This is a genomic window from Rhizobium leguminosarum bv. trifolii WSM2297 (genome assembly GCF_000271845.1).
Genome location: NZ_JH719395.1, coordinates 1,975,285 through 2,000,128 on the forward strand (window position 1 = coordinate 1,975,285; position 24,844 = coordinate 2,000,128).

At 59.0% G+C, this 24,844-nt stretch carries 29 protein-coding genes, 1 tRNA gene and 1 pseudogene; 16 read left to right on the forward strand and 15 right to left on the reverse strand.

Going from position 1 to position 24,844, the window contains the following annotated elements; translation table 11 throughout:
• Positions 1-145 precede the first annotated feature (145 nt).
• Complete coding sequence (gene metH / locus RLEG4DRAFT_RS24960; protein ID WP_003580953.1) at positions 146-3,922, reverse strand: methionine synthase; 3,777 nt, start codon at positions 3,920-3,922, stop codon at positions 146-148.
• A gap of 274 nt (positions 3,923-4,196) precedes the next feature.
• Between metH and RLEG4DRAFT_RS24965 the strand changes: the two genes are divergently transcribed.
• Complete coding sequence (locus tag RLEG4DRAFT_RS24965) at positions 4,197-5,456, forward strand: AGE family epimerase/isomerase (protein ID WP_003580955.1); 1,260 nt, start codon at positions 4,197-4,199, stop codon at positions 5,454-5,456.
• Positions 5,457-5,491: 35 nt separating this feature from the next.
• Here the strand turns inward: RLEG4DRAFT_RS24965 and RLEG4DRAFT_RS24970 are convergent, their stop codons facing one another.
• From RLEG4DRAFT_RS24970 to RLEG4DRAFT_RS25000, 7 genes are all read right to left on the reverse strand, one after another.
• Positions 5,492-5,989 carry a heme-degrading domain-containing protein gene (locus tag RLEG4DRAFT_RS24970; RefSeq protein ID WP_003580958.1) on the reverse strand — a complete coding sequence of 166 codons (498 nt, stop codon included), beginning with the start codon at positions 5,987-5,989 and terminating at the stop codon, positions 5,492-5,494.
• Positions 5,990-6,078: 89 nt separating this feature from the next.
• Positions 6,079-6,690: a flavin reductase family protein gene (locus RLEG4DRAFT_RS24975; protein ID WP_003580960.1), complete on the reverse strand. Its 612-nt coding sequence runs from the start codon at positions 6,688-6,690 to the stop codon at positions 6,079-6,081.
• Between the two features lie 3 nt (positions 6,691-6,693).
• Positions 6,694-7,437 (reverse strand): aspartate/glutamate racemase family protein, encoded by a 744-nt coding sequence (locus RLEG4DRAFT_RS24980; protein ID WP_003580962.1) that lies wholly within the window; start codon positions 7,435-7,437, stop codon positions 6,694-6,696.
• 5 nt (positions 7,438-7,442) lie between these two features.
• Positions 7,443-8,261, reverse strand: a complete 819-nt coding sequence (locus RLEG4DRAFT_RS24985) for an ABC transporter permease (RefSeq protein WP_003580963.1) — start codon at positions 8,259-8,261, stop codon at positions 7,443-7,445.
• 1 nt (position 8,262) lies between these two features.
• Entirely contained in the window at positions 8,263-9,177 is a 915-nt protein-coding gene (locus RLEG4DRAFT_RS24990; protein ID WP_003580964.1) for an ABC transporter permease, read from the reverse strand.
• Positions 9,178-9,339: 162 nt separating this feature from the next.
• On the reverse strand, positions 9,340-10,638 hold the full coding sequence (locus tag RLEG4DRAFT_RS24995; protein WP_003580965.1) for an ABC transporter substrate-binding protein: 1,299 nt from the start codon (positions 10,636-10,638) through the stop codon (positions 9,340-9,342).
• A gap of 53 nt (positions 10,639-10,691) precedes the next feature.
• A complete protein-coding gene (locus RLEG4DRAFT_RS25000) occupies positions 10,692-11,780 on the reverse strand; it encodes an ABC transporter ATP-binding protein (protein WP_003580966.1) in 1,089 nt (362 codons plus the stop codon).
• A 267-nt stretch (positions 11,781-12,047) separates the two neighbouring features.
• On the opposite strand from RLEG4DRAFT_RS25000, the gene RLEG4DRAFT_RS25005 reads away from it, so the two are divergent.
• Positions 12,048-12,758, forward strand: a complete 711-nt coding sequence (locus tag RLEG4DRAFT_RS25005) for a GntR family transcriptional regulator (protein ID WP_003580967.1) — start codon at positions 12,048-12,050, stop codon at positions 12,756-12,758.
• An 85-nt stretch (positions 12,759-12,843) separates the two neighbouring features.
• On the opposite strand, the gene RLEG4DRAFT_RS25010 is transcribed toward RLEG4DRAFT_RS25005, so the two are convergent.
• Both RLEG4DRAFT_RS25010 and RLEG4DRAFT_RS25015 read right to left on the reverse strand, forming a co-directional pair.
• Complete coding sequence (locus RLEG4DRAFT_RS25010; RefSeq protein ID WP_003580968.1) at positions 12,844-13,257, reverse strand: DUF4174 domain-containing protein; 414 nt, start codon at positions 13,255-13,257, stop codon at positions 12,844-12,846.
• A gap of 115 nt (positions 13,258-13,372) precedes the next feature.
• On the reverse strand, positions 13,373-13,756 hold the full coding sequence (locus tag RLEG4DRAFT_RS25015) for a hypothetical protein (RefSeq protein ID WP_003580969.1): 384 nt from the start codon (positions 13,754-13,756) through the stop codon (positions 13,373-13,375).
• Positions 13,757-14,118: 362 nt separating this feature from the next.
• Between RLEG4DRAFT_RS25015 and RLEG4DRAFT_RS25020 the strand changes: the two genes are divergently transcribed.
• Together RLEG4DRAFT_RS25020 and RLEG4DRAFT_RS25025 are read left to right on the forward strand one after the other, a co-directional pair.
• Complete coding sequence (locus RLEG4DRAFT_RS25020) at positions 14,119-14,343, forward strand: hypothetical protein (RefSeq protein WP_003580970.1); 225 nt, start codon at positions 14,119-14,121, stop codon at positions 14,341-14,343.
• Between the two features lie 24 nt (positions 14,344-14,367).
• Entirely contained in the window at positions 14,368-14,607 is a 240-nt protein-coding gene (locus RLEG4DRAFT_RS25025; RefSeq protein ID WP_003580971.1) for a DUF2934 domain-containing protein, read from the forward strand.
• Between the two features lie 717 nt (positions 14,608-15,324).
• Here RLEG4DRAFT_RS25025 and RLEG4DRAFT_RS25030 read toward each other — a convergent pair.
• Positions 15,325-15,519: a hypothetical protein gene (locus RLEG4DRAFT_RS25030; RefSeq protein ID WP_003580973.1), complete on the reverse strand. Its 195-nt coding sequence runs from the start codon at positions 15,517-15,519 to the stop codon at positions 15,325-15,327.
• A gap of 123 nt (positions 15,520-15,642) precedes the next feature.
• On the opposite strand from RLEG4DRAFT_RS25030, the gene RLEG4DRAFT_RS25035 reads away from it, so the two are divergent.
• The 3 genes from RLEG4DRAFT_RS25035 to RLEG4DRAFT_RS25045 all read left to right on the forward strand — a co-directional run bounded on the left by RLEG4DRAFT_RS25035 (position 15,643) and on the right by RLEG4DRAFT_RS25045 (position 17,443).
• On the forward strand, positions 15,643-16,368 hold the full coding sequence (locus RLEG4DRAFT_RS25035) for a LuxR family transcriptional regulator (protein ID WP_003580975.1): 726 nt from the start codon (positions 15,643-15,645) through the stop codon (positions 16,366-16,368).
• Between the two features lie 221 nt (positions 16,369-16,589).
• Positions 16,590-17,255, forward strand: a complete 666-nt coding sequence (locus RLEG4DRAFT_RS25040; RefSeq protein WP_003580977.1) for an acyl-homoserine-lactone synthase — start codon at positions 16,590-16,592, stop codon at positions 17,253-17,255.
• Complete coding sequence (locus tag RLEG4DRAFT_RS25045) at positions 17,252-17,443, forward strand: hypothetical protein (RefSeq protein ID WP_003580978.1); 192 nt, start codon at positions 17,252-17,254, stop codon at positions 17,441-17,443. Before RLEG4DRAFT_RS25040 ends, RLEG4DRAFT_RS25045 begins: the two co-directional genes overlap by 4 nt.
• A 100-nt stretch (positions 17,444-17,543) precedes the next feature.
• On the opposite strand, the gene RLEG4DRAFT_RS25050 is transcribed toward RLEG4DRAFT_RS25045, so the two are convergent.
• A complete protein-coding gene (locus RLEG4DRAFT_RS25050) occupies positions 17,544-17,912 on the reverse strand; it encodes a response regulator (RefSeq protein ID WP_003580983.1) in 369 nt (122 codons plus the stop codon).
• Positions 17,913-18,133: 221 nt separating this feature from the next.
• On the opposite strand from RLEG4DRAFT_RS25050, the gene RLEG4DRAFT_RS25055 reads away from it, so the two are divergent.
• From RLEG4DRAFT_RS25055 to RLEG4DRAFT_RS25065, 4 genes and pseudogenes are all read left to right on the forward strand, one after another.
• Positions 18,134-18,209 (forward strand) — tRNA-Ile (locus RLEG4DRAFT_RS25055).
• A 66-nt stretch (positions 18,210-18,275) separates the two neighbouring features.
• Positions 18,276-18,428, forward strand: a pseudogene (locus RLEG4DRAFT_RS64470) (DUF6538 domain-containing protein); the annotation flags it as partial.
• A gap of 123 nt (positions 18,429-18,551) precedes the next feature.
• Positions 18,552-19,619, forward strand: a complete 1,068-nt coding sequence (locus RLEG4DRAFT_RS25060; protein WP_125869656.1) for a hypothetical protein — start codon at positions 18,552-18,554, stop codon at positions 19,617-19,619.
• Positions 19,579-19,893 carry a tyrosine-type recombinase/integrase gene (locus RLEG4DRAFT_RS25065; protein WP_037094123.1) on the forward strand — a complete coding sequence of 105 codons (315 nt, stop codon included), beginning with the start codon at positions 19,579-19,581 and terminating at the stop codon, positions 19,891-19,893. Before RLEG4DRAFT_RS25060 ends, RLEG4DRAFT_RS25065 begins: the two co-directional genes overlap by 41 nt.
• Here RLEG4DRAFT_RS25065 and RLEG4DRAFT_RS25070 read toward each other — a convergent pair.
• Both RLEG4DRAFT_RS25070 and RLEG4DRAFT_RS25075 read right to left on the reverse strand, forming a co-directional pair.
• Positions 19,881-20,108, reverse strand: coding sequence for a hypothetical protein (locus RLEG4DRAFT_RS25070; RefSeq protein WP_003580987.1), 228 nt, complete (start codon positions 20,106-20,108; stop codon positions 19,881-19,883). The genes RLEG4DRAFT_RS25065 and RLEG4DRAFT_RS25070 overlap by 13 nt on opposite strands.
• Positions 20,109-20,171: 63 nt before the next feature.
• Complete coding sequence (locus tag RLEG4DRAFT_RS25075; RefSeq protein WP_003580990.1) at positions 20,172-20,414, reverse strand: helix-turn-helix domain-containing protein; 243 nt, start codon at positions 20,412-20,414, stop codon at positions 20,172-20,174.
• Positions 20,415-20,509: 95 nt separating this feature from the next.
• Here RLEG4DRAFT_RS25075 and RLEG4DRAFT_RS25080 point away from each other — a divergent pair, with 95 nt between their 5' ends.
• Both RLEG4DRAFT_RS25080 and RLEG4DRAFT_RS39215 read left to right on the forward strand, forming a co-directional pair.
• Positions 20,510-21,298, forward strand: a complete 789-nt coding sequence (locus RLEG4DRAFT_RS25080; RefSeq protein ID WP_037094125.1) for a hypothetical protein — start codon at positions 20,510-20,512, stop codon at positions 21,296-21,298.
• Positions 21,299-21,302: 4 nt separating this feature from the next.
• On the forward strand, positions 21,303-21,746 hold the full coding sequence (locus RLEG4DRAFT_RS39215; RefSeq protein WP_085061934.1) for a thermonuclease family protein: 444 nt from the start codon (positions 21,303-21,305) through the stop codon (positions 21,744-21,746).
• A gap of 878 nt (positions 21,747-22,624) precedes the next feature.
• Here RLEG4DRAFT_RS39215 and RLEG4DRAFT_RS25085 read toward each other — a convergent pair.
• Positions 22,625-23,182 (reverse strand): recombinase family protein, encoded by a 558-nt coding sequence (locus RLEG4DRAFT_RS25085; RefSeq protein ID WP_003580995.1) that lies wholly within the window; start codon positions 23,180-23,182, stop codon positions 22,625-22,627.
• 512 nt (positions 23,183-23,694) lie between these two features.
• Here RLEG4DRAFT_RS25085 and RLEG4DRAFT_RS25090 point away from each other — a divergent pair.
• From RLEG4DRAFT_RS25090 to tnpB, 3 genes are all read left to right on the forward strand, one after another.
• On the forward strand, positions 23,695-24,123 hold the full coding sequence (locus RLEG4DRAFT_RS25090) for a hypothetical protein (RefSeq protein ID WP_003580997.1): 429 nt from the start codon (positions 23,695-23,697) through the stop codon (positions 24,121-24,123).
• 85 nt (positions 24,124-24,208) lie between these two features.
• Positions 24,209-24,583, forward strand: coding sequence for an IS66-like element accessory protein TnpA (tnpA, locus tag RLEG4DRAFT_RS25095; protein ID WP_003574552.1), 375 nt, complete (start codon positions 24,209-24,211; stop codon positions 24,581-24,583).
• On the forward strand, positions 24,580-24,844 hold a 265-nt coding region (gene tnpB / locus RLEG4DRAFT_RS25100), incomplete at its 3' end, for an IS66 family insertion sequence element accessory protein TnpB (protein WP_003581000.1). The genes tnpA and tnpB, both read left to right, overlap by 4 nt.

The window sequence follows — 24,844 nt, forward strand, 5'->3', positions numbered from 1 at the left end:
TCTGCCATCAAATTCAAAGAAGCTGAATACCGGCAATTATTGAGCAACATGAAAATCATAAAGCCGGAAAGCGATCCACTTCCCGGCTTTCTATTGAAATCGACCTCTGAGCCTACGGCCCTAAACGATTGCGAAGACTCGGCAATCAGGCCGCGTCCTCGATCTCCTCGCCCGTCCTCCGCGGCACATAGTTGAGCACCGGTCCGAGCCAGCGTTCGACTTCGGAAACCTGCATGCCCTTGCGCTTGGCATAGTCTTCGACCTGGTCGCGCTCCACCTTGGCGACACCGAAATAATGGGAGTCGGGGTGGCCGATATAGAGGCCCGAGACCGAGGAGCCGGGCCACATCGCATAGCTCTCCGTCAGCTTCACGCCGGCCGTCTTTTCCGCATCGAGCAGTTTGAAGAGCGTTGCCTTTTCCGTGTGGTCGGGCTGGGCGGGATAACCGGGCGCCGGGCGGATGCCGGCATAGGCTTCGGTAATGAGATCCTCGGTGCTGAGAGCCTCATCCTTCGCATAACCCCAGTACTCCTGACGGACGCGCTCGTGCATGCGTTCGGCAAACGCTTCGGCGAAACGGTCGGCCAGGGCCTTGACCAGGATCGAGGAATAATCGTCGTTTGCCCGCTCGAAGCGTTCCGCGATGGCGATTTCCTCGATGCCTGCCGTCACCACGAAGCCGCCGACATAATCCGTGACACCGCTCGAAACCGGCGCGACGAAGTCGGAGAGCGCCACGTTCGGCCGGCCGTCCCGCTTCGAAAGCTGTTGGCGCAGGGTGTAGAACGTCGCAAGCTCCTCTTTGCGGCTCTCATCGGTAAACAGACGGATATCGTCGCCGACGGCGCCGGCCGGCCAGAAGCCGATGACGGCGCGCGGGCGGAACCACTTCTCGTCGATGATCTTCTTCAGCATCGCCTGCGCATCGGCCCAGAGCGCACGCGCCGCCTCGCCCTGCTTCTCGTCTTCGAGGATAGCGGGGTAACGGCCGCGCAGTTCCCAGGTCTGGAAGAACGGCGTCCAGTCGATGTATCGGGCGAGCTCAGCCAGATCGTAATCCTCGAACACTTTCGTGCCGAAGAATTGCGGCTTCGTCGGCTGGTAGGCAGACCAGTCGACCTTATGCGCATTGTCGCGGGCCCGCGGCAACGGCAGACGCACCTTCTCGGCCTCGCTGCGCGCATGGGCGGCCGCCACCTTGGCATATTCGGTCCTTGTATCGTCGACATAGCCCTGGCGCGTCTCGGGCGACAGCAGTGCCGAGACGACACCGACGGCGCGGCTGGCATCGGTGACGTAGACCGCCTGGCCCTTGTTGTAACCGGGATGGATCTTCACCGCGGTATGCACGCGGCTGGTCGTCGCCCCGCCGATCAACAGCGGGATTTCGAAGCCCTGCCGCTCCATCTCGGCCGCGACATGCACCATTTCGTCGAGCGACGGCGTGATCAGGCCAGAAAGGCCGATGACATCGACCTTTTCGGCGATCGCCGTTTCGAGGATCTTCGACGCCGGCACCATGACGCCGAGGTCGACGATCTCGTAATTGTTGCAGGCAAGCACGACGCCGACGATATTCTTACCGATATCGTGCACGTCGCCCTTGACCGTCGCCATCAGGATCTTGCCGGCCGACCGCCGCTCGTCGTCGCCGCCGTTGAGGCGCTTTTCCTCCTCCATGTAGGGCAGCAGCACGGCAACCGCCTGCTTCATGACGCGCGCCGACTTGACCACCTGCGGCAGAAACATCTTGCCCGAGCCGAACAGATCGCCGACGACATTCATGCCGGCCATCAGTGGACCTTCGATGACGTGCAGCGGCCGGGCGGCCTGCTGGCGCGCCTCCTCGGTATCGGCTTCGATATATTCGGTGATGCCGTTGACCAGCGCATGTTCGAGGCGCTTCTCGACGCTCCATTCGCGCCACGACAGATCCTGAACCCGGCCTTCCCTGGCACCGGCACCACGGAAGCGTTCGGCCACTTCGAGCAGCCGCTCGGTGCCATCAGGACGGCGGTTCAGCACCACGTCCTCGCAGGCCTCGCGCAGTTCCGGATCGATATTGTCGTAGACGGCAAGCTGGCCGGCATTGACGATGCCCATGTCCATACCGGCCTGGATGGCGTGGTAGAGGAACACGGCATGCATCGCCTCGCGCACCGGCTCATTGCCACGGAACGAGAAGGAAAGGTTGGAAACGCCGCCCGAAATATGCACCAGCGGCATACGCTCACGGATCGTCCGCGTCGCCTCGATAAAGTCGACGCCGTAATTATTGTGTTCCTCGATGCCGGTCGCGACCGCGAAGATATTCGGGTCGAAGATGATATCCTCTGGCGGGTAGCCGATCTTTTCGGTCAACAGCTTATAGGCGCGCGTGCAGATTTCCACCTTGCGCTCATAGCTGTCGGCCTGCCCCGTCTCGTCGAAGGCCATGACGACGACGGCCGCACCGTAATTGTGCAGCAGCCGCGCCTGGGCGAGGAAATTCTCCTCGCCTTCCTTCAGCGAGATCGAGTTGACGATCGGCTTGCCCTGGACGCGTTTCAGGCCGGATTCGATGATCGAGAATTTCGACGAGTCGATCATCACCGGCACGCGGGCGATATCGGGCTCGGCGGCGATCAGATTGAGGAACTCGACCATCGCCTTTTCGGAATCGATCAGGCCTTCGTCCATGTTGATGTCGATCACCTGCGCGCCGTTCTCGACTTGGTCGCGCGCGACATCGAGCGCTGCGGTGAAATCGGCATTGGTGATCAGCTTGCGGAACTTCGCCGAGCCGGTGACGTTGGTGCGCTCGCCGACGTTGACGAAGGGGATGTCCTTGGTCAGTTCGAAAGGTTCGAGGCCCGACAGCGACATGAAGGAGCGATGCTCGGGAATCGGACGCGGCTTGTATGTGGCGACGGTCTCGGCGATCGCCTTGATATGCTCCGGCGTCGAACCGCAGCAGCCGCCGACGATATTGACCAGGCCTTCACGGGCGAAGCTGTCGATCTGCGCGGCCATCAGTTCCGGCGTTTCGTCATACTGGCCGAATTCGTTCGGCAGGCCGGCATTCGGATAGGCGCAGATGAAGGTGTCGGCGACGCCGGAAAGTTCCTGCAGATGCGGGCGCATCGCATTGGCGCCGAGCGCGCAGTTGAGGCCGATCGTGAAGGGATTGGCGTGGCGCACCGAGTTCCAGAAGGCCGACGGCGTCTGGCCGGACAGCGTGCGGCCGGAAAGGTCGGTGATCGTGCCGGAGATCATCACCGGCAAACGCACGCCCTTGGCCTCGAAACGCTCCTCGCAGGCAAAGATCGCCGCCTTGGCGTTCAGCGTGTCGAAGATCGTCTCGATCAGGATGATGTCGGCGCCGCCGTCGATCAGCCCGTCGATCTGCTCGCCATAGGCGGAGCGCAGATCGTCGAAGGTGACGGCGCGGAAACCGGGATTGTTGACGTCGGGTGAGATCGAGGCGGTGCGGTTGGTCGGGCCGATGGCGCCGGCGACGAAACGGCGGCGACCGTCCTCGCGCTCGGCGCGCTGCGCTGCGCGGCGGACGATCTCGGCACCTTCCTTGTTAAGGTCGTAGACCGCACCTTCCATCTCGTAATCGGCCTGCGCGATGCGGGTCGAGGAGAAGGTGTTGGTCTCGAGAATATCGGCACCGGCCTTGGCGTAGCGATAATGGATCTCTTCGATCGCATCCGGCTGGGTCAGGATCAGAAGGTCGTTATTGCCCTTCTGGTGGCAGGCGCAGCCGATGAAGCGGGTTCCGCGGAACTGGTCTTCGTCATAACCGAGCCCCTGGATCTGCGTGCCCATGGCGCCGTCGAGGACAAGGATGCGCTCACTCGCGGCCTTTCTCAAAGCTGCGAAAACTTCATTGCCGTCACGTTTGCCCGTTTCCGGACCAAAGAGGGTGTCAAACACGGGAGGGCTCCTTGACGTCGTAAGACCAGACTTCCAAATCACATAAAGATATCTTTATGTCAATATATGCCTATCGATTTCGTGCTTTGCAAGCCTACAGCGCCGCGCGTCTTCAGACGCGCAAAGGACGCTGTAGCATTATTGAATCCGCGCATCATGCTCTCCGAAAATCGATTCAGATTTTCGGAGAGCATGATGCGCTGGCCCGATGACAGGCTTGCCCGACCTGTATATAGGCGTTTGCGACGCCTGTGCACGAAATCGGAGGAACATCATGGCACCCGCAACCGGCAGCCCTGTGCTTGGAAACTGGACGAGCCGTGCCTATCATCGCGGCTGGCTGCTCGCCCAGGCAAACGGCCTCTTCGATTTCTTCCAGCACAATTCTCTCAACCCGAAGGGCGGCTTCTACGATCTCGACGATGCCGGCAGGCCACTCGACGCCGAGGGGCAGGTTCGCAGCATCCATATCGCGGCGCGCGCGGTGCATTGTTTCTCGATCGGCACGCTGCTCGGCCGTCCGGGTGCGAGCGATCTCGTCGACCACGGCATGGACTATCTCTGGAACCACCATCGCGACCAGAAAAACGGCGGCTATTTCTGGTCGCTTAACAATGACGGCCCTGTTGACACCAACAAACAGGGCTATGGCCACGCCTTCGTGCTGCTCGCCGCCTCATCGGCAAAGACGATCGGCCATCCGCTGGCCGACGGCATGCTCGATGACATCACCGAAATCCTGAACACCAAGTTCTGGGAAGCAAAACACGGCGCCATCGCCGAGGAATTCACCGCAGACTGGCAGCCGCTCGACGGCGGCGCCTATCGCGGCCAGAATTCCAACATGCATCTGACCGAAGCGCTGATGGCAGCTTTTGAGGCCACCGGCGACAGAGAGTATCTGAGCAAGGCCGAAAGCATCGCCGACCTCGTCATCCGTCGGCAGGCCGGTTCGGTCGATTGGCGCGTCGCCGAACATTTCGACGCCGAATGGAGGCTCGACAAGAATTACTATCATCCGAACGAAATGTTCCGCCCGGCCGGCACGACGCCGGGCCACTGGCTGGAATGGGCCCGCCTCATCCTGCAACTCTGGGCGCTCGGCGGAAAACGCGTCGAATGGATGCCGGATGCGGCGAAGGCGCTGTTTGCGCAATCCATGGCGCTCGGCTGGGACAACGACAAGGGCGGCTTCTTCTATACGCTCGACTGGGACGACAAACCCGCCAAGCGCAACAAGCTCTGGTGGCCGGCCTGCGAAGGCGCTGCCGCCGCGCATTTCCTCAACGAGCACGTTCCGAGCGATTTCCACGAAGAGAGCTACCGCAAGATCTGGAACGTCATCGAACGCGCCTTCATCGATCACAAGAACGGCGGCTGGCATGAGGAACTGACGGAGGATCTCGTTCCCTCGCATTCGCTCTTCCCTGGCAAGGGGGATATTTACCACGCCCTGCAGGCCTGCCTCATCCCGCTCTTCCCGGCAACCGGCAGCCTGACCAAGGGCATCGCCGAGGCCGGCGGCAGGCTCTGAGGTCAGCGGCGCCAGCCGGCGCGGCAACGGCCCGCTCAGAGCGGCGGGGCGAGCCGCAGCGTGTCCAGATCCTTAGCGAGCATCAGCGCCAGCGCCTCGACCGCGAGATTGTGGTCGTCGCGCTGCGGCAGGCCGGAGACGGTGACCGCGCCGATGCAGCCGGTGCCCTTGACGTTGATCGGAAAACTGCCGCCATGCGGCGCATAGTCGGCGCCGTCAAGCCCGTTATCCTCGACCGTCTTGCCGTCTTTCGCGAGCTTCAGGCCGGACGCATAGCTGCTGCGAAAATAACGCAGCACCATGTTGCGCTTGCGCCTGACCCAGTTGACGTTATCCGGCGTCACGCCCGGCAGCGCCGCATAGAAGACCGGCATCGAATGCAGGGTCACGTCGATCGCAATGCCGAGGCCGCGCTCGGTGGCGAGTTCCTGCAGGAGCTTGCCGAGTTGCCATGCCGTCGTCAGGTCGAAGGCGTCGAAGCTCAGCGCCTTCTCCTGCTCGGCGATCCGGCTGAGATCGTTCTCGATTGTCATGATTAGCGCTCCTCTCCTGCAATGATCCGCTGCAGACCATTCTCATCAGAGGAGAAAAAGTAAAGCAAAACTTGGGTCTATCCCTGATGTCAAAGTTTTGGCGTCAGCATCTCGAAACGATCGCGGATGGTGGCGCAGGTATTGCCGCCGAGCCTTGCAATGGCATCGACCGCCGCCGGATCGACATGCAGCCTTTCCGGATCGACGACACCCTCGCGGTAATGCGCATAGACGATCTCGCCCATGACGATCTGCCGCGAGCGCCCGAGCTCCAGCGTCACATGCCGCCGGCATTCGAAAGCGGCCGGCGCCTCGGCAATCCAAGGCGAGGCAACCTTCTCACCTGATATCGCGGTCAAGCCCGCCTCCTTCAACTCGTCGACGCCGCGCGGATAGCGGGCGCCGCAGACATGCATCGCCTCGGCGATGGCGAAGGAGACGATGTTGACGGTGAAGACCTCGGTCATGCGGATATTGTGGCCGGTATCCTTGAACGACATGTCGGCATTGTTTTCGACCCCGAGCGCCAGGATCGGCGGATCGGCCGAAAGGCAATTGAAGAAGCTGAAAGGCGCCGCGTTGATCCGGCCGTTTTCGTCAACCGTCGTCACCAGCGCGATCGGCCGGGGAATGATCGTGCCGATCATCAGTTTGTAGCGCTCGCGCTCGCTCAGCTCTTTGAAGTCGAAGGAAACGGCCATGGCTCAGCCAAGCTTCCCGGCCGGCGAAAAGGCGCTCATCGCTCCGGTGAAGGGTTTCGGCAGCGGCGAGGCATAGGAACCGCGCTTGCTGGTGGAAAGCCCGAGCGAGACCAGCGCCTCGGCTTGCTTGACGGCGGCCGCAACACCGTCGACGACAGGAACCCCATAGATCGCCTGCAATTCCCTCGCCAGATCGGCCATGCCGGCGCAGCCGAGCACGATCGCCTCGGCACCGTCTTCTGCAAGCGCCAGCTCAATCTCCGCCCTGAGCTTGCTGATCGCGCCCGAGGCAGCATTCTCCAGCTCCAACACCGGGATGTCGGAGGCACGCACTTTGGCGCGGTCGCCCATGCCGTACCGGCGCACCAAATTGTCGATCAGCACCCGCGACCGCTCCAGCGTCGTGACAACGGTGAAGCGCTGCGCCAGGAAGCCTGCCGTCACCACGGCGGATTCGCAAAGCCCGAGGATCGGCACATCGGCAAAGCTTCGTGCCGCTTCGAGACCGGTATCGTCGAAGCAGGCAATGACGGCCGCGTCGTAGCCCACCGCCTGCCGGTCCTTGAGTTCAGAGAGCAGTCCGGGGATCGCCAGCGCTCCGTCGTAATGACCCTCGATCGAGACCGGCCCCATGCTGGATGTCGCAGCGATGATCTCCGTGCCGGATGCCGCCACCGCACAGGCGGCCGCCGCAGCCTTCTCGGTCATGGAGGCCGTGGTATTGGGATTGACGATGAGGATGCGCATGTCAGTTAAATCTTTGCCTGCCGCCGGCCGAGCATCGTCATAATGCCGAGCGCGATGAGAATGATGGTGAAGGAAAACAGCGTCGTCACTGTGCCGAGCGCATATAGCACCGGCGTCGTGACGTTGGTCGTCATGCCGTAGATTTCGAGCGGCAGCGTATTATACGTGCCCGAGGTCATCAACGTCCGGGCGAATTCGTCATAGGACAGCGTGAAACCGAACAGGCCGACGCCGACCAGGCTCGGCGCGATCATCGGCAGCACGACATGGCGGAACGTCTGCCAGGACGTGGCGCCGAGGTCGCGCGCCGCCTCCTCGTAGGCCGGCGAGAAGCGGTTGAAGACGGCAAACATGATCAGCACGCCGAAGGGCAGCGTCCAGGTCAGATGCGCGCCGAAGGCCGAGGAATACCAGGCGGGCTTCAGGCCTCCCTCCTGGAAGACGACGCCGATACCGAGCGAGACGATGATCGACGGCACGACGAGACTGGCGACCGTGGCGTAGAACAGCACGGTCGAACCGCGGAAGCGGCGGCGGAAGGCAAGGCCGGCAAGCAGCGACACAACGACGGTCACCACCATCACCATCAGCCCGAGGGTGAAGGAGCGCCGGAAGGAGGCGCCGAAATCCCCGACCGCCTGCTTCTCGAACAGGTTGAAGAACCAGTGCGTGGACATGCCGTTCATCGGGAAGGTCAGGCCGCCGTCCGGCCCCTGGAAGGAGAGGAGCAGGATTGCCGAGAGCGGACCGTAGAGGAACAGCACGAAGATGATGAAGAAGATCGCCAGCAGATAGAATTCGAGGCCGCGTTTTTCGTGGTTCATCTCAAAGCTCCTTGCGGATATCGACGACGCGCAGGATGGCGGCAACCATCAGCAGGACCACAGCAAGCAGCACCACGGCATTGGCGGCCGCCGCCGGATATTGCAACAGCGACATCTGGTTCTTCATCATCAGCGCCACCGAGGCGCTCTGGCCGCCGGACATCACCTGCACGGTCGAAAAATCGGCCATGACGAGGGTGACGACGAAGATCGTGCCGATCGCCATGCCGGGTTTTGCCAGCGGAATGACGACGTTCCACAGCACCTGCCAGCCCGACGCCCCGGCATCGCGCGCCGCCTCGAACAGCGAGCGGTCGATGCGCATCAGCGTGTTGAAGATCGGCGTCACCATGAACAGCGTGTAGAGATGCACCATGGCGAGCACGACGGCGAAATCGGAATAGAGCAGCCATTCGATCGGCTTGGGGATGATCCCCATCTCGATCAGAGTCGAATTGACGAGACCGTTGCGCCCGAGCACCGGGATCCACGAGATCATGCGGATGATGTTCGAGGTCATGAACGGCACGGTGCAGACGAGAAAGAGGATCATCTGCGTCGAGGTTTTGCGGATATGGAAGGCCAGGAAATAGGCGACCCAGAAACCGATGAGGAGCGTCAGAGCCCAGACGATGGCGGTGAATTTCAGCGTATTGAGATAGGTCTTCCACGTCACCCACGACCCGAGCGTATCGGTGTAGTTCATGGTGAGAAAATCGGGATAAAGGCCGGCGAAATCGTAATCCCAGAAGCTGACGACTGTGATCATGGCGATCGGCAGCAGGAAGAAGAAGCCCAGAATGACGATCAGCGGCGTCGCCTGGAGGTAGGAGATGGCCGAGGGGGAGAGGCGGAGGGCACGGCCACGCGTAGGCTGCGAAGCCTGATCCGTCTGCTCTGAAGCGATCGTCGCCATCCCTTGCCCTTTCCGTTGGTCATTCATCCCGGTGTAAAGGGAGGGCTCGAAAAGACCCCTCCCCAACCCTCCCCACAAGGGGGAGGGAGTTTCTATGCCGCACCGCCTCTGGACCCCCTCCCCCTTGTAGGGAGGGTTGGGGAGGGGAAAAGCGGCGAACGCTTAGGCAGCGATGAACTCGTTCCAGCGACGAACCATGTAGCGGTCTTCGTCCATCACCGAGTTCCAGCAGGCGACGGCGCCCATGCGGGCTTCGAAGGAGCCGCCGTCGCGCACGGCGCCGGCCTTTTCCATGACCTTGCCCTCGGGAGACAGGATGTCGCCCTGCGCCGGCTTGCCCTCGATCCAGTAGCCCCATTCGTCGGCGGACATGAATTCCTTGGCGGTGTCCATGGCAGCAGAATAGTAGCCCTGACGGTTGAGGTAGCCGCCGACCCAGCCCGATGTGTACCAGTTGATGTATTCGTAAGCCGCATCGAGCTGCGCGCCCTTCAAGTGTGAGGCAAGGCCGAGACCGCCGCCCCAGGCGCGATAACCTTCCTTGAGCGGCTGGAAGGTGCAGGCGATGCCCTTCGAACGGACTGCGGCGACAGCCGGCGACCACATCGACTGGATAACGACTTCGCCCGAGGCCATCAGGTTGACCGACTCGTCGAAGCTCTTCCAGAAGGCGCGGAACTGGCCCTCGCCCTTGGTCTTGATGAGGAATTCGATCGTCTTGTCGATCTCTTGCTTGGTCATGTTGCCCTTGTCGGCATATTTGATCTTGCCGGAGGCTTCCATGATCATCGCTGCATCCATGATGCCGATCGACGGAATGTTGAGGATCGCGGTCTTGCCCTTGAAGGCCGGATCGAGAATGTCGGCCCAGCTGGTGATCGGACGGCCGGTGAGATCGGGGCGGATGCCAAGCGTGTCGGCGTTGTAGATGGTTGGAACCATCGTCATCCACTGCGTCGGCTCCTTGGCGAACTTCTTGGAACCCTGCGCCTCGACGAAGCCGACCGTGTGCGGCGCCGTACCCTGGGCAATGACGCTGTCGGCCTTCAGCTTGCCGTTGATGAACAGCGGCACGATCTTGTCGTAATATTTCAGCTTCTTGACGTCCATTGGCTGCAGCACGCCGGTCGGGAATACTTTCTTGGCGATCCAGTATTCGATGTCGGCGATATCGTAGCTGTCAGGCTGGGTGACGGCGCGCTGGGCGGCGGCGTCGGAATCGGTTGCCGTCATCTCCAGCGTGATGCCGAGATCGGCCTTGCACTTCTCAGCGATGGCGTTGATGTTGGAAACGCCGGTGCCGAACTGGCGAAGCGTGATGTTCGACTGCGCCCAGATTGTGGGAAAGCCGGTGATTGCGCCGGAGCCGGCGATGGCGCCGACGGCAGCGGCACCCGTCTTCAAGAGCGTGCGGCGGGAAAGACCCTTCTCCGCCTTGGTCGATGTCGTTTCAGTCGTCATGTCAGTTCCCCTTTTCTTCATACAGAAGGTTCATGGTTCTTGATGGTGAAGGTTCATGCGGAAGATCGGCCAAGAAGCACGGCATCCTCGGGCGCCCAGCTGAGCGAGACGGTGTCGCCGACCGCGACCGGCCGGGCGAAATAGTCGTTATCGTCGGCAATGACGGTGAAGTCGTCGCTGCCGGCGCCCAGAACGGTGATCTTCACCGATGAGCCGCGATATTCGATGTTGGTGACGATGCCGTCGAATCCGAGGGTCCATTCGGTCGCCACCTCAAGGCGCACGCGGTCGGTGCGGATGCCGATGTCGACCGTTTCACCGACCTCCCTGCCCGCCCCGCGCACGGAAAAGCTCTGGCCCTCCGGCACGGTCATCACGACCGTGCCGTTTTCGCTTGAGGTCACTCGGCCGGACAGCACATTGTGGTCGCCCATGAAACGCGCGACGAAGGCGGTCGCCGGCTTCTCGAACACCTCGCGCGGGGCCGCCGCTTGCTCGATCCGGCCGTCATTCATAATGACGATGACGTCGGCGAGCGCCATCGCTTCTTCCTGGCTGTGGGTAACGTGCACAAAAGTAATGCCGAGCGACTTCTGCAGCTTCTTAAGTTCGGCCCGCATACGGATTTTCAGGAACGGATCGAGCGCCGACAGCGGCTCGTCGAGCAGCAGCGCCTCCGGATCGGTAATCAAAGCGCGCGCCAGCGCCACGCGCTGCTGCTGGCCGCCGGAAAGCTGGGCCGGGCGCCTGTTGGCATAGGCCTCCATCTGCATCAGCTTCAGCATCTCGAGCGCCTTGGCGCGCCGCTCCGCCTTGTCGACGCCCTTCATCTTCAGGCTGAAGGCAACGTTGTCGATGAGGTCCAAATGCGGGAACAGCGCATAGGACTGGAACATCATCGCCGTGCCGCGCCTGGCCGGCGGGAAATCGGTGACAACGGCATTGCCGAGCCGGATATCGCCCGACGAGATACTCTCGTGGCCGGCGATCATGCGCAGCGTCGAGGTCTTGCCGCAGCCCGATGGGCCAAGGAAGCAGCAATAGGAGCCGGCCGGAATCTTCAGGCTGATCGCGTGGACCGCGGTCGTCGCCCCATAAACCTTCGAAACGGATATTATATCGATCTCTGCCGCTTTCGACATCATGCCATCCCCTGTTTGGAAAAGATGATGCATCCGCCGTGCCAAATTGTGCATCGCCAGATAAGTCTTTGTTAATTAACATCTTTCTGTACAGATCACCCACTAGGGCAAATTATAGGCAAGATGATATCTGCACATGAATTAGGCTATCGTGCTCAATTCGTGCAAAACATCGTATACAACCTCATCGCGATTTCGCGCACAAATTCCGTTTAACTTTTGCAGCGAAGCCGGATATGGTTTGCCGATCATCAGGAAATCGATTTCATGAAATCCGCTGCCAAGGTCACGCAGGCCGAAGACTCCGCCGAAACCAGCACACAACTGATCCGTGATTCCATTCGCGAGGCAATCGTGGAGCGCAGGCTTTCGCCCGGCACCAAACTTTCGGAAAACGATGTCGGCAATCTCTTCAATGTCAGCCGCACGCTTGCTCGCGCCGCACTCCAGGCGCTTTCCTATGAAGGCCTGGTCAGCGTCGAGAAGAATCGCGGCGCCTTCGTCGCCTATCCCTCGCCCGATGAGGCCCGCCAGATCTTTGCCGCCCGCCGCCTGGTCGAACCCGGCATATTGCGCGAGGCGGCGGCGCGGATCACGCCCGGTGACGTCAGCGAGCTGAAACAGCTTTTGCTGGAGGAAGGCCGCCTGATGAGCGAACGCGGCCAGACGGCGCGCCGCGCCGAGATCAAGGCATCCGGCGATTTCCATCTCAGGCTGGCGGAAATCTCCGGCAATGCGATTATGCAGCGCTTCATGGAAGAGCTTGTCGCCCGCTCGTCGCTGGTGATTGCCCTTTATGGCCAGTCCACGGTATCGAGCTGCGGCCATACCGAACACGGCGACATCATAGCGGCGATCGAAGGCAACGAACTCGACCGGGCCTGCCAGCTGATGCTGCATCATATCGCCCATATCGAGGCCGATCTCGATCTGCGCGAGCGCAAGAGCCTCGGCCTCAAGGAAGCCTTCGAGCTTTAGGAACGACTTCAGACTGTCGGCATAGGAAGACGCGGGGCACGCAGCTTCGCCACGCCCCGTGGTGCGTCACGCTCAGTCCGAAGCCCTACCAAGGCGTCTGCTTCGGCAGCATCTCGAAGGCCGCGAAGATATCCTCCGCGGTCCTCGGCTCGTTGGAGCGCAGCTTGACCGTCCCGTCGCGTCCGACCAGGATCAGACCGAACTCGCCGGATGGCGGCCCCTGCAGCCGCTGTCTGACATCGTCGGCATCGAGTTCGGAACCGTCATCGAACAGCGAGAACGCGCCGCCGCCGGCGATGATGAAAACCTCGACGTCTTCCTCTATGAGGCGCATATGCGCGTTCCGCAGCCATTCGTCCTGGATGACCGCGCGGTCGTCCTGGGCATCGGCAAAGATGATCAGCACCCGCTTCCTGTCGCGAAACTGCTCGAGCGACTGCGGAAGTTCCGGCTCACGCCGAGGCGTGCCGATGAGTTCATGAACGATGGATTTCAGCATGGTGCTCATTCCTCACCCGCACTGGCGGCGGGCATGCCGGTAAACGGCTGGCAATGGGCGAGGTTCCGCCAAGAAGCGGAAAAGGATCGCAGCCATGGCCGCGATCCTCATCCTGTCAGTCGCGATTCTGATCTTCGGCCACATGGGCCGAAACGGCGACGAGATCGACCGTGCCATTGGCAAGCAGGCGCTTGCGCACCAGCACGCGCATGACGCGCGCCGCCGTCGAGAAGGTCATCTGGTCGAGCGGGCCTTCGCCCTCCCATGGCTTGGTCAGTCGCTCGGTCACGGCGCCGACGATGTTCATCGGCACGATGTCGGTGCATTCGCGCATGGCTTCAAAAACGAAACCGATGGGGATGACTCGTCCTTCGTAGGTTACGATCGGTTCGGTCAATTCGCTGTCCCATTCCTCGAAGGCGTAGAGCGCTTCGCGAAACAGCTGCTGGAGGGTAAACGGCGCGTGGCCGTCATGAAGTGGCGGCAGGGCATTCAACATGTCTGTCTCCTCTTGATGGGTTGAGGCCAAAGTCCTCCGGTATCGGTCGCGCCAACGCGGGGAATGGAACGTTTTTGCTGCCCCTGCGAACCGAATAACACTATTGATTCTATAGAGTAACGCGCTGGGGTAAAGCCCATTTATGCGGGACGGCGGAAGCCAATTCCATAACACGCTGATTTTCCTACGTGTTTTAGTTGAAATTTTCCGGGAGACGGCCCTTCCTGAAAAATCATGCCACCCGCTTCAGATCGCCCCGCAATGGCACGATCAGGCGAAAAAACCGTGAAAAATCACGGAACTTTTGCCGCTGTAATCTGTTTTGTTCTCACACTTCGAAAAACAGTCTGGGGTAATCACCAATGACGCAAATCCGTGAACCGGAGCGCCGAAGCAGAATCCTGCGCGGCCGCCCCTATAGCCTTGATGAATTCGCTTCCAAATACGGCCTGGGGGGCGAGCAGGCCGAAAGGCTCTTCACCCGTTTCGGGCCCTCGTCCATCGAACTCGACCTGCTGATGGCCGCCAAGCGGGGCCTGCCGGTTCGGCAGGAAAGAGCAGTTCCGCAGGACAGAATTGCCGAATAACGACTTAACGAATGGAATGGATAGATGAGCAGCAGACGCCACGAATGGATCAGCAAAAGAGCCTACGCGATCTGGGAAGAACAGGGGCGTCCCGATGGGCGCGGTGACGAGCACTGGCGCCAGGCGGTGGCCGAACGCAATGCACTGGAACGCACGCAAGCCTCTGTCGACGGCCGTGAGGTGCTGGTGAAATTCCGGCCGAAACAGCCGCGGCCGGAATTGCCCCACCAGGGCTGGGTCAACCCGTCGACGAAGGTCGGCTGATCCAATCTCTGTTTCAGCCCCCCGCCAAACGGCACACCGATCAGCCTCATGCTGAGGCCCGTAAGGGGGTCTCAGCATGAGGGCGGGTGACCAGCCCAGTCCTTCGAGGCTTTGCCCTGTGGGCTTTGCACCCCAGGAGTTGGCGAGAGAGTGAAGCTGGCATCCTTGCTCTTCGCTGACGCTGCGTGCATTCGCGGCTGCGCCGCTCACCCCCTCATCTGCCTGCCGGCATCTTCTCCCCGCTGGCGCGAAGGGGGATCGTGGGCGAGCCCCGTTCCCCTTTAGACCTGTGATGCAGCAATACCGGGCAGCCTGTTCCCCGTTCTTCTCAGCGGGGGAAGATGCCGGTTGGGCGATATAACCCCATCCATCGCCGAAGAGATTCTCAGTCGCCGCCCACCTGCGGCGCGTCTGTCGCCAGTGAACGTCAGCAATGGCACAGTCTAACCGTTTCCACCAACGCCCCTGCTCCCGCCGGAAACGCTTCATCAAGCATATCGGCACAATTCCATGGGATAAGCGCTGTCCATCTCCCCCGCCCGCGACATTGCCGCTCGACACTTTCTTCGCAAAATCGGAAACGGATACGACTGAAAGCGTGTCGTTCGCGGGGGCGGATTTCATTTCGCCGCCGGGGGCGGCGCGGCGTCGATTTCGATGCCGGCCGATCCTGTTTATCGTGGGAAAAAGCCTGAAACCCTGCCGGGGCGGGCCATGTCAGAAAACGTTGTTTTCCACGCAAAGCGCCCGGTGGACCTCGGTCCAGAACAGCGCCAGCGGGGTGTCGCCGTTGCGTTCGGCAACGAGGGCGCGGATCAGCGCTTCGGAGCCCGCCATGTCCTGCCAGCTGGATTTCAGGCCCTTGGCGGCCTGTTGGCATTCGGCAATCTCGAATGGTCTCTTGCTGTCCATATGAGGTCTCCTCGTGGAAAGGCGCTAACAGACGGAGCCCGGATTGTCATTCCCCGCATATGTGGGGATGCCTTGTATTTAAGACGGTCCTCACGGTAGGATTGAGGGAAGTGGGGCAGTGAAATGATCGAGAATACCTATAGCGAAAAGTTCGAGTCGGCTTTCGAGCAGATCAAGGCCGCGGCCAATGTGGATGCGGCCATCCGCATTCTCCAGGCGGAATATGGCCTCGATTTCGTCACCTACCACCTCGCCCAGACGATCGCCAGCAAGATCGATTCGCCCTTCGTGCGCACCACCTATCCGGATGCCTGGGTCTCCCGCTATCTGCTGAACAGCTATGTGAAGGTCGACCCGATCGTCAAACAGGGCTTCGAACGCCAGCTGCCCTTCGACTGGAGCGAGGTCGAGCCGACGCCGGAGGCTTATGCCATGCTGGTCGACGCCCAGAAGCACGGCATCGGCGGCAACGGCTACTCCATTCCCGTCGCTGACAAGGCGCAGCGCCGCGCGCTGCTGTCGCTGAATGCCCGCATACAGGCCGACGAATGGGCCGAGCTCGTCCGCCGCTGCCGCAACGAATGGATCGAGATCGCCCATCTGATCCATCGGAAGGCCGTCTACGAGCTGCACGGCGAGAACGATCCGGTGCCGGCCTTGTCGCCCCGCGAAATCGAGTGTTTGCACTGGACCGCGCTGGGCAAGGATTACAAGGATATCTCGGTCATCCTGGGCATATCAGAGCACACGACGCGCGATTATCTGAAGACCGCCCGCTTCAAGCTTGGCTGCGCCACGATCTCGGCCGCCGCCTCGCGGGCCGTGCAATTGCGCATCATCAATCCCTAAACCGCCGGAAAGGTCAGGCGATATGCACCTAAAACGCGTCGTATGGAATTCGACGCACTTTAGCTCTTTTATTCCAATGCATGTCGTTATCCCGGAACCCGTATACTCTCCGGACTACATGCATTGATCCCCCCATCTGAGGGGGCCCATCTGAGGGAATTTCCGAGCCGGCCTGTCTGAACCATTCTGCTCTCCACGAACTGCAAACGCTGGAGGGCAAGATGTTTGTAATCATTCAGGCTCATGAGTATCAGAAATACGCTGCCGTACTCGATCAGATGTTTCGCCTGCGCAAGCAGGTGTTCGCTGATACGCTCGGCTGGGACGTTCCAGTCGTCGGCCCTTACGAACGCGACAGCTACGATGCGCTGGCTCCCGCCTATCTCGTCTGGTGCAACGACAGCCGCACCCGTCTTTATGGTGGCATGCGACTGATGCCGACGACCGGGCCGACCCTTCTCTACGATGTCTTCCGAGAGACGTTCCCGGCGGCCGCCGATCTCATCGCTCCCGGCATCTGGGAGGGCACGCGCATGTGCATCGATGAGGAAGCGATCGCCAAGGATTTCCCCAATATCGATGCCGGCCGGGCCTTTTCGATGATGCTGCTTGCGCTTTGCGAATGCGCGCTGGATCACGGCATCCATACGATGATTTCCAACTACGAGCCCTATCTCAAGCGCGTCTACAAACGCGCAGGCGCCGAAGTGGAAGAACTCGGCCGCGCAGACGGCTACGGCAAGTACCCCGTCTGCTGCGGCGCCTTCGAAGTGTCGGACCGCGTGCTGCGCAACATGCGCACAGCCCTCGGCCTGACCCTACCCCTCTACGTCAGACATGTTCCGACCCGCTCGGTCGTGACCCAATTCCTGGAGATGGCAGCATGAAACGCCTCGTTGAAACCGCAACACAGAAAGACATCGGCACGCTGGAGCGCCATGTTCTCGCCTCCCGCGACATCGCCACGCAGATAGGGGATCCGTTCCTCTCTTATCTCCTCTCGATGGCGCTGTTTACGATCTACGAAAAGAAGGCCCACCACGAGAATGAGGCGCTGAAGAGCAGCTTCGGCTGAGGGCGCGACCCCCTCCGCTGCACCCCGAAGACGAGCATGTCTCCCGGCGCCTCGCGCGCAGCCGCAAAACCAGTCCCCGTTTTGCGGCTGCGCGCCCCTATCATGTCATCAAGGAATCTATGGTCGAGATCAGCACGTCGTGCATGTAGGGCTTCGGCAGGAAAGCGGTATTGGCGGGCAGCGCCATCGGGTCGAGCCGCACCATGCCCGAGGTGATGATGATGCCGATATTCGGCCGCATCGCCCTCACCCGCTTGGCAAGCTGGATACCGTCCATCGAACCCGCCATGTTGACATCGGTGAACAGGATATCGACATCCTGCCGGCCCTTCAGCACCACCATCGCCTCGTCGGCATTCGCCGCCTCCAGCGCCACATGGCCGACATCTTCAAGCACATCGAGGACACTGAACCGGATCAGCGGCTCATCCTCGACGATAAGCACCACGGCACTGTTCAACGCCACCATCCACGATCGCCTTCTTCATCGAATCCAATCTCTGTAATCGTCGCCCGCGCCACAAGGTTCCAGTGCCCGCACCCTTGAAATATGCATCGTCCACAGATGCTTGCGCTCTGCGCTTGTGGCTCCCTGCAATTTGCGTTAGAGCGAACCGATGCTGCGGGAACCATTGCCCCGGCATCTGGGTGCCGACCTCCGGCACCAAGGCGCCGGACATCCGGTGCTGAGGGCCTGTAGCTCAATGGTTAGAGCCGGCGGCTCATAACCGCTTGGTTGGGGGTTCGAGTCCCTCCGGGCCCACCATTCCATTTGAAATCAATGACTTAGAAGCCGGTTTTTCCTGGGGAGACATCCAAGGGGAACATTGGTTTGTTCAATCCGGTCTATCTCGTAAAGTCACGGTGCGGCGTTTTCTACCTGCGTTGGCCACTACCGAAGCAGCTACATCCACAGAAAAAGGCATCTACGCTCAAGCTTTCTCTACAGACCCGTGACCCACGAAAAGCATTGCGCTTGTCCCGTTCTATGAGCCAGATAGGCGAACGATTGAACGAGTATGGAATTGCATACGGGATGCGGTACGAGGAACTTAGACGCGTATTGACTGATCATTTTCGGCGATTGCTGAACGCGGCTAAAGCTGAGATGAATGATACCGGTCCTCTGAACGAGTTGGATAGGCAGGCATACCTAACCAGCAAGCTTGTTGCCAAGCATGCGACGAAAACAGATACCCCACTGTCTCTCGTCCAATCCGACGACGACCTTCTGACACGCTTCATCGACGAGTATGATCTCGACATTCAAAAGGACAGTTCGCAGTACGGCTGGCTAGATCGGGAAATGAAGCTGTCCTACCACGGCTTTGTTAAGGCCGTCCTTGCCTACGATAAGTCGTTGCAACGTTATGATTTCGAACGCGAACCAACGTCACCTACCGATGATGCGATCCAGGCTGTCAAGGCTCCGGGTATGTCCATTACTGAAGTAGCCGCTGCCTACAGCAAGGAGAGGCAGCGCGGCAACGCATGGGCTGCAAAGACTATCATCGAGAAAGCGGACCATATCAAGCTGCTAGAGGAAATCCTGGGCGGCGGCACAGACGTACGTATGCTGACAGCTATGGAGGCCAAGCGCGTAAAAGACACTCTGCTTGCGTACCCGCGTAACCGTTCCAAGAACCCTATTACGAGAGGCAGGCCCCTAGCCGATGTCCTGAATCTTCCCGGCGTCCAGATCATACAGGTCGCAACTATCAATAAGTACCTGCAAACCTATCACGAGCTGTTCGAGTGGGCGAAGCAGAACCATCACACCAGCGAGAACTTTTTCTCTGGCCTTGCCGTCAAGCAAACCAAGAAAAACAAGGATGGCGATCGGGACGCTTATACTGACGATCAAATCCACTTGATATTGCGAACAGTCCTGCACAATGAGGACGGGCTAGTTACTAAACCGTACCAGAAATGGGCTACACTCATCGGCATCTATACGGGTGCCCGACTCGGCGAGATCGCGCAGCTACATCTCAAGGATATCCACCAAGAGGACGGCATATGGGTCTTCAACATGAACGAGGAAGGCGACCGAAAGAGCTTAAAGACGTCTGCCGCTCGTCGTCTGGTCCCTATCCACAGCGAGCTTATCGAGGCCGGACTACTCGACTATATACATGGCGGACAAGAAGGCGACCAAGCTATTCCCCGATTTTAGCTACGACCCGAAGAATGGATGGGGACGCCAGCAGAGCCGTTGGTTCAACGACAGGCTTCTTGTGCAGTTAGGGCTGAAATCCAAGACACGCGTGTTCCACAGCCTGCGTCACACAGTAAATACGCGCCTACTGCAAGCTGGCGTAGCCGATCCGCTCGTGAAATCAATCATCGGCCATGAGCAGGATGGCATGACCCACCGCCAGTATTTCAAGGAAGGTTTCACATTGCAGCAGCGCAACGAGGCGATGCAGAAGCTCGATTACAGCTTGTAACCATGCTTGGCCGCCCACCTCTCCAGTTCCTCGTCTAGCTCCTCTTCTCGTATCTGTTCGGGTGTCTTGTAGACCTGCGATGGTGGCGCATCCCTTGGCACGAGCCGAATGAACGCCCCGTTGATAAGGATCTCAGCCACAAAGCCTGCTTGCGCTGCGCCAAGGCACAGTGCTTTGACCTGACGCTGTGAAAGCGCCATGGCTTTATTTGCCATATTGGTTATCCTTTCCGCGATGATGAACCGTGCCTCTGGGCGAGGCTTTGCAGAAGCTGACCGTTACCCAGCCGTCCGCTGTAACCGATCGATCAGAGCATGCACATCTAGCTCAATGATGTCGGCTAACGCCAGAAGCTCCAGCAAATCGACCCGCCGTTCACCGCTTTCTATGTTGGCGATGAACGGTTGGTGGCGTCCCAACGCCTTGGCTACCTGCGCCTGAGACAAGCCTTTAGCACGGCGCTGCTCTGCAATCGCCGCTATCAGCACCTGTTGCCTCTTTGAGTGCAGCGATTTCGCCATGCTCGGTTGACTGCCCCTTCAACCGTGCGGTAATCCGATTTTCAGATTATCCAAAAATCGGATATCTGACCCAGGTCGGGCGCGGGGGCAGGCACTTGGAAATCATCATCATTGGGTTGCTGGCATGTGCTGGGTACAAGTTCTTTCGTCATACGACGAGCGCAGGCAGGGAGACTGTACGGGCCTTCGTCTACCTCGAAGCTTTGAAGCTTAGCGGATCGGAACATCGTGCAAACCAGAGTGCTGATACGATGCGCGACCTTGCTTCCGATCAGATGAGGAATGTCGCCCTTATGGCCAAGCATCAGTTGCAGACGGTGCATGGTGGCAAGCAGCTTCCAATTATCGGCTACGCCTATCGTCGGGGCATGAAGGCAGCGATGCCCGCGTGGTATCGGTACATAGCGCTGTCCGCGCCGCAGACTGTCGTACTGGATACCGCGTACGGCAGCGGTAGCCCCGCCACCAAAGCTGACGAGCCGCAAGCCGATAGGCAATTAAACGCGGATGACACCTACGACGCTTTCCACCAGACCTTCGCGGACGAGGTTCACCGGCTGTCCGGCAGGAGCAGTAGCGAACTCAACATTATAGACTTCACGGAAGACGAGCCGTTGCAACGAGCCTATCGGAACAGTGTTGACCCTCTCGTTCTCGCAGCCGCGTTTTGTCACAAGCACGGTCTGACGGCGGAACGCTACCAGACCTACGAAAGCTATTATGCTGCCTTCCAGAACGAGCTTAGACGTTTTGCAGCCGATACGGTGCAGTGGCGTCGCTGGCTTGAGAAGGCCGATCAGGCTCGGATCAACAGTAGCTTCGAACGGGGCATTCACCCGCGCCTTGCGGCAGATGGCTATTTCCGGTTCGTGACCCAGCGCTGACAGCATGCGCAACCGCATTCCCGGCGACTTGCCAGTCTGGCTATTCATACTAGTTGGTCTCGCATTCCTCGCCACTTGTCCGGCTGGTGCCGATATCGCGCAACCGGGATACCAGCGTTGCGGCACTGGTCCACGGTTCAATTGCATCGTGGATGGCGACACGCTCTGGAACAACGGCGTCAAAATCCGTATTGCCGACATCGATACACCGGAGATCAGCCAGCCCCATTGTGCAGCCGAAAAGGCGCTAGGAGAACGAGCAACTGTAAGGCTCATGGAACTGGTCAATGACGGCCCCTTCGAGACATTGGCATGGAAAAACCGGGACAAAGACAGGAATGGGCGCAAGCTCCGGGTACTGGTACGGAATGGCCAATCCCTTGGTGGCATTCTCGTGTCAGAAGGCTTGGCCCGAACATGGACAGGGCAGCGGCATCCATGGTGCTGATCGGCCTCCCGTACAGCACACTCGAATAGGCGTTTAAAACAGGGCAAGGTTGTAGACCAGCCTACAGGAATATGAACTATATCAAAGGCATGCCGTAATTTTAGCAATGCCGGAAATTCCCGCATTTGGCCATAGGCTCACCTCTTGCTGTCTCGGCACTCATTGCCTATCCCAGCCCCTGTTCGCGCCCTGGCGGGCATCTGTGGCCGCAAGAGAGGACACAGGAAAGCAATCCATCCAATCAAGTTATGGAATGAACAGTCTCGACTCGAAAGCCACGATTAAATACCGAAAGCCCTCTGTATCGTCGAAGCTGTAAATCGCGGCCGTATAACAACAGACATAACGACCCGTGAACTAGTGTGTTATAACTGGATCGTACTTAACTCTGATCTTGTTGTAATTCATTCTGCTGAAAGCTGGTTTGTTAATCTGTAGTTCTTGATTATTGAACCGGCAGTAGGCAGTGCTAGGTGCACAAGTCCACAGAGATGATTGTAGGTCTATTGAAACCGAATAGATATTCCATCTAGTGCCACCATTGTCATCTATCCGGTATTGAGATCTATATGTATTTCATAGTTATACGTAGGATTTATCTTCAGTTATATAATCCTGTAAGTTATGCATTGCATTACATATGGCATATAACTATCGGCATGTATGTATTATTACTGCATTACCGCCGGCATGTTCACTTATCATTCCTATATGTACGACATGTAATCTGACCTAGTATAATCTTCCGGATTGTATTCTCTACATTCCACTGTATCTAACTGTTCATATATACATTCGTATATCTGCTTAAACCGATACATCACCTGTTATTCCTAAAAGGGTCCGGAACCACAAAAGCCAGCCGAGCTCTTCATAACTCATTGCTTTTCAATGATCTTTTGAACAGTCGCCTTTGAGAAGCCAATTTCCTCGGCCACCTTGCGAATGCTCATGCCCTGGTCTCGTAAATCAAAGACCCTAGTGCGAACTTCCTCGGTCACAAGAGCCGGTCTACCGCCTGTACGGCCCTCAGCTTTCGCTCTGGCAATTCCTTCCACTTGCCGCTCTCTGCGGATGTCAGTTTCAAATTCAGCGATCAAAGCTAGTATGCCCATCACAAGCTTGCCGGTTCGGCTGCTGGTATCAATTGCGGTATCGTCCAGCACCTTGAAGGAAACCCCGCGCTTGTCGATGTCGCTTACGATCTTGTAGAGATCCGCCGTGGACCGAGCCAATCGATCAAGCTTGGTCACAAGTAGCGTATCGCCTTCCCGCAAATACCGAAGGCATTCAGCCAATGCCGGACGCTCGCCGTCAAGGCCGGATCGCTTCTCGGTAAATACCTTTGTAGCTCCGGCTGCTTCGAGCCTCGCAACCTGACTGGAATGGTCCTGCTGGCTTGTTGATACCCGCGCATAACCGACAACTGCACCCATTACGTACCCCTATCTCTTAAAGTGATGTGTACGGTCAATTAGTGTACTCTATCTGTACAGTCAAGAGCGCTGTGCTGAAAAGGTATACCTTTATGTACGAAGGTCGGTGACGATCCGGCTCCGAGCTATATCGCTGTCCGTAACGGCCATGCCCGCTGGCTGCAGTGTACGAAGAAGCTGGAGCGGCTTTGCGGACAGGGGAGAACGTGCCGTTCCCAGCAGTCGCTACGGTATACCCTCATGTACAACGCGCCACCCCTCGCCTTATGCCCTCTGTCAAGAAAGAAGCTTGCGCATAATGGCCGCACACTATTGCGGGCGCATCTTTCAGTTATACCAAGGAACGGATGCACCATGGGGGGGAAACGCCAATACGCAGGCACTTAAATACCCCAACGCAAAATTTTCTAGTTTCCTGGATCCCGCACATGCAAACGCACTACAAATCCCGTAGCGATTGCATTAATCAGTGACTGGCACCAAACCTCATATACCTCACGAGAGTCAAATAGATGGCGTCGATTATGTTCCGCGGATTCATGATTATAGCGGTGATGTTTGTTGTGGTGGTAGCATGGTTGTACTGGGGCATGGCAGGCCCACGCATTTCCGAGCTGTTCATTACTGAGGGCTTTCTCAAGCTGCCGCTGTCCCTCGCACCTCCTATAGAAAGTCTTCCTACGGGCGACAACGTGATGGAGAAGGCAGGCCAGTGGGGCGACGGCTTTGGAGCGCTCAATGCACTATTCGCCGGACTAGCGTTTACAGGCGCTTTGGCCGCGCTTTTTATGCAAGGACACGCCGCGGACAAGCAGAACAAAGATTACCACCGCCAACGATTTGAAAGCTCATACTTCGAGCTACTGGCACTACTCCGCGAGACTCGCCGCGAAGTGCGCTTCCGCTACAGCCTGCCATACCGGAAGGCAAACAAGATGTGAGCGTCCGGTGATCGGATTTTGGTTAGGTGCGGGATTGGCGCAAGTTACGACACAGATGATTCATTTGTGACGTAACAGGGTATGAATGGCCAAGGTTGAGATTCTGACGGGTGCCGAGCGACAACGTCGCTGGTCGACGGAACTGAAGCTTTCGATATTGCAAGAAGCGTTCAGCGCGGATGGCACCGTTTCGGATGTCGCGCGCCGGCACGACGTTCTTCCACAGCAGATTTACGCCTGGCGAAAGAAGCTCTTGCCAGCCGAATCTCCCCAGACGTTCATCCCGGTATCGCTTATCGGAGCGTCGGAGAGCGTTAGTGACGGTTCCAAGAGGAGCAGTGCTCGGTCGAGATGCAAAGACGTTGAGATCGTCCTGAGGAATGGCCGCTTACTGAGAATTGCAGCGGACATGGATCTCGAAGTGCTATCGTCACTGGTCGCTTGTGTGGAGGCGGCATGATCGGGCCTTCGGGGAATGTGCGGGTTTATCTGGCCTGCGGGGTGACCGACATGCGGCGTGGCATTGATGGACTGTCGGCGCTTGTCGAGACGGCTATCAAGGAGGTGCCGGGCTCCGGCGCAATCTTCGGCTTCCGCGGAAAACGCGCTGATCGGATCAAACTTTTATGGTGGGATGGCCAAGGGTTTTGCCTGTTTTACAAAATTTTTGGAACGCGGATACTTTCCCTGGCCGACGGCGAAAGATGGGGTTGCGCATCTG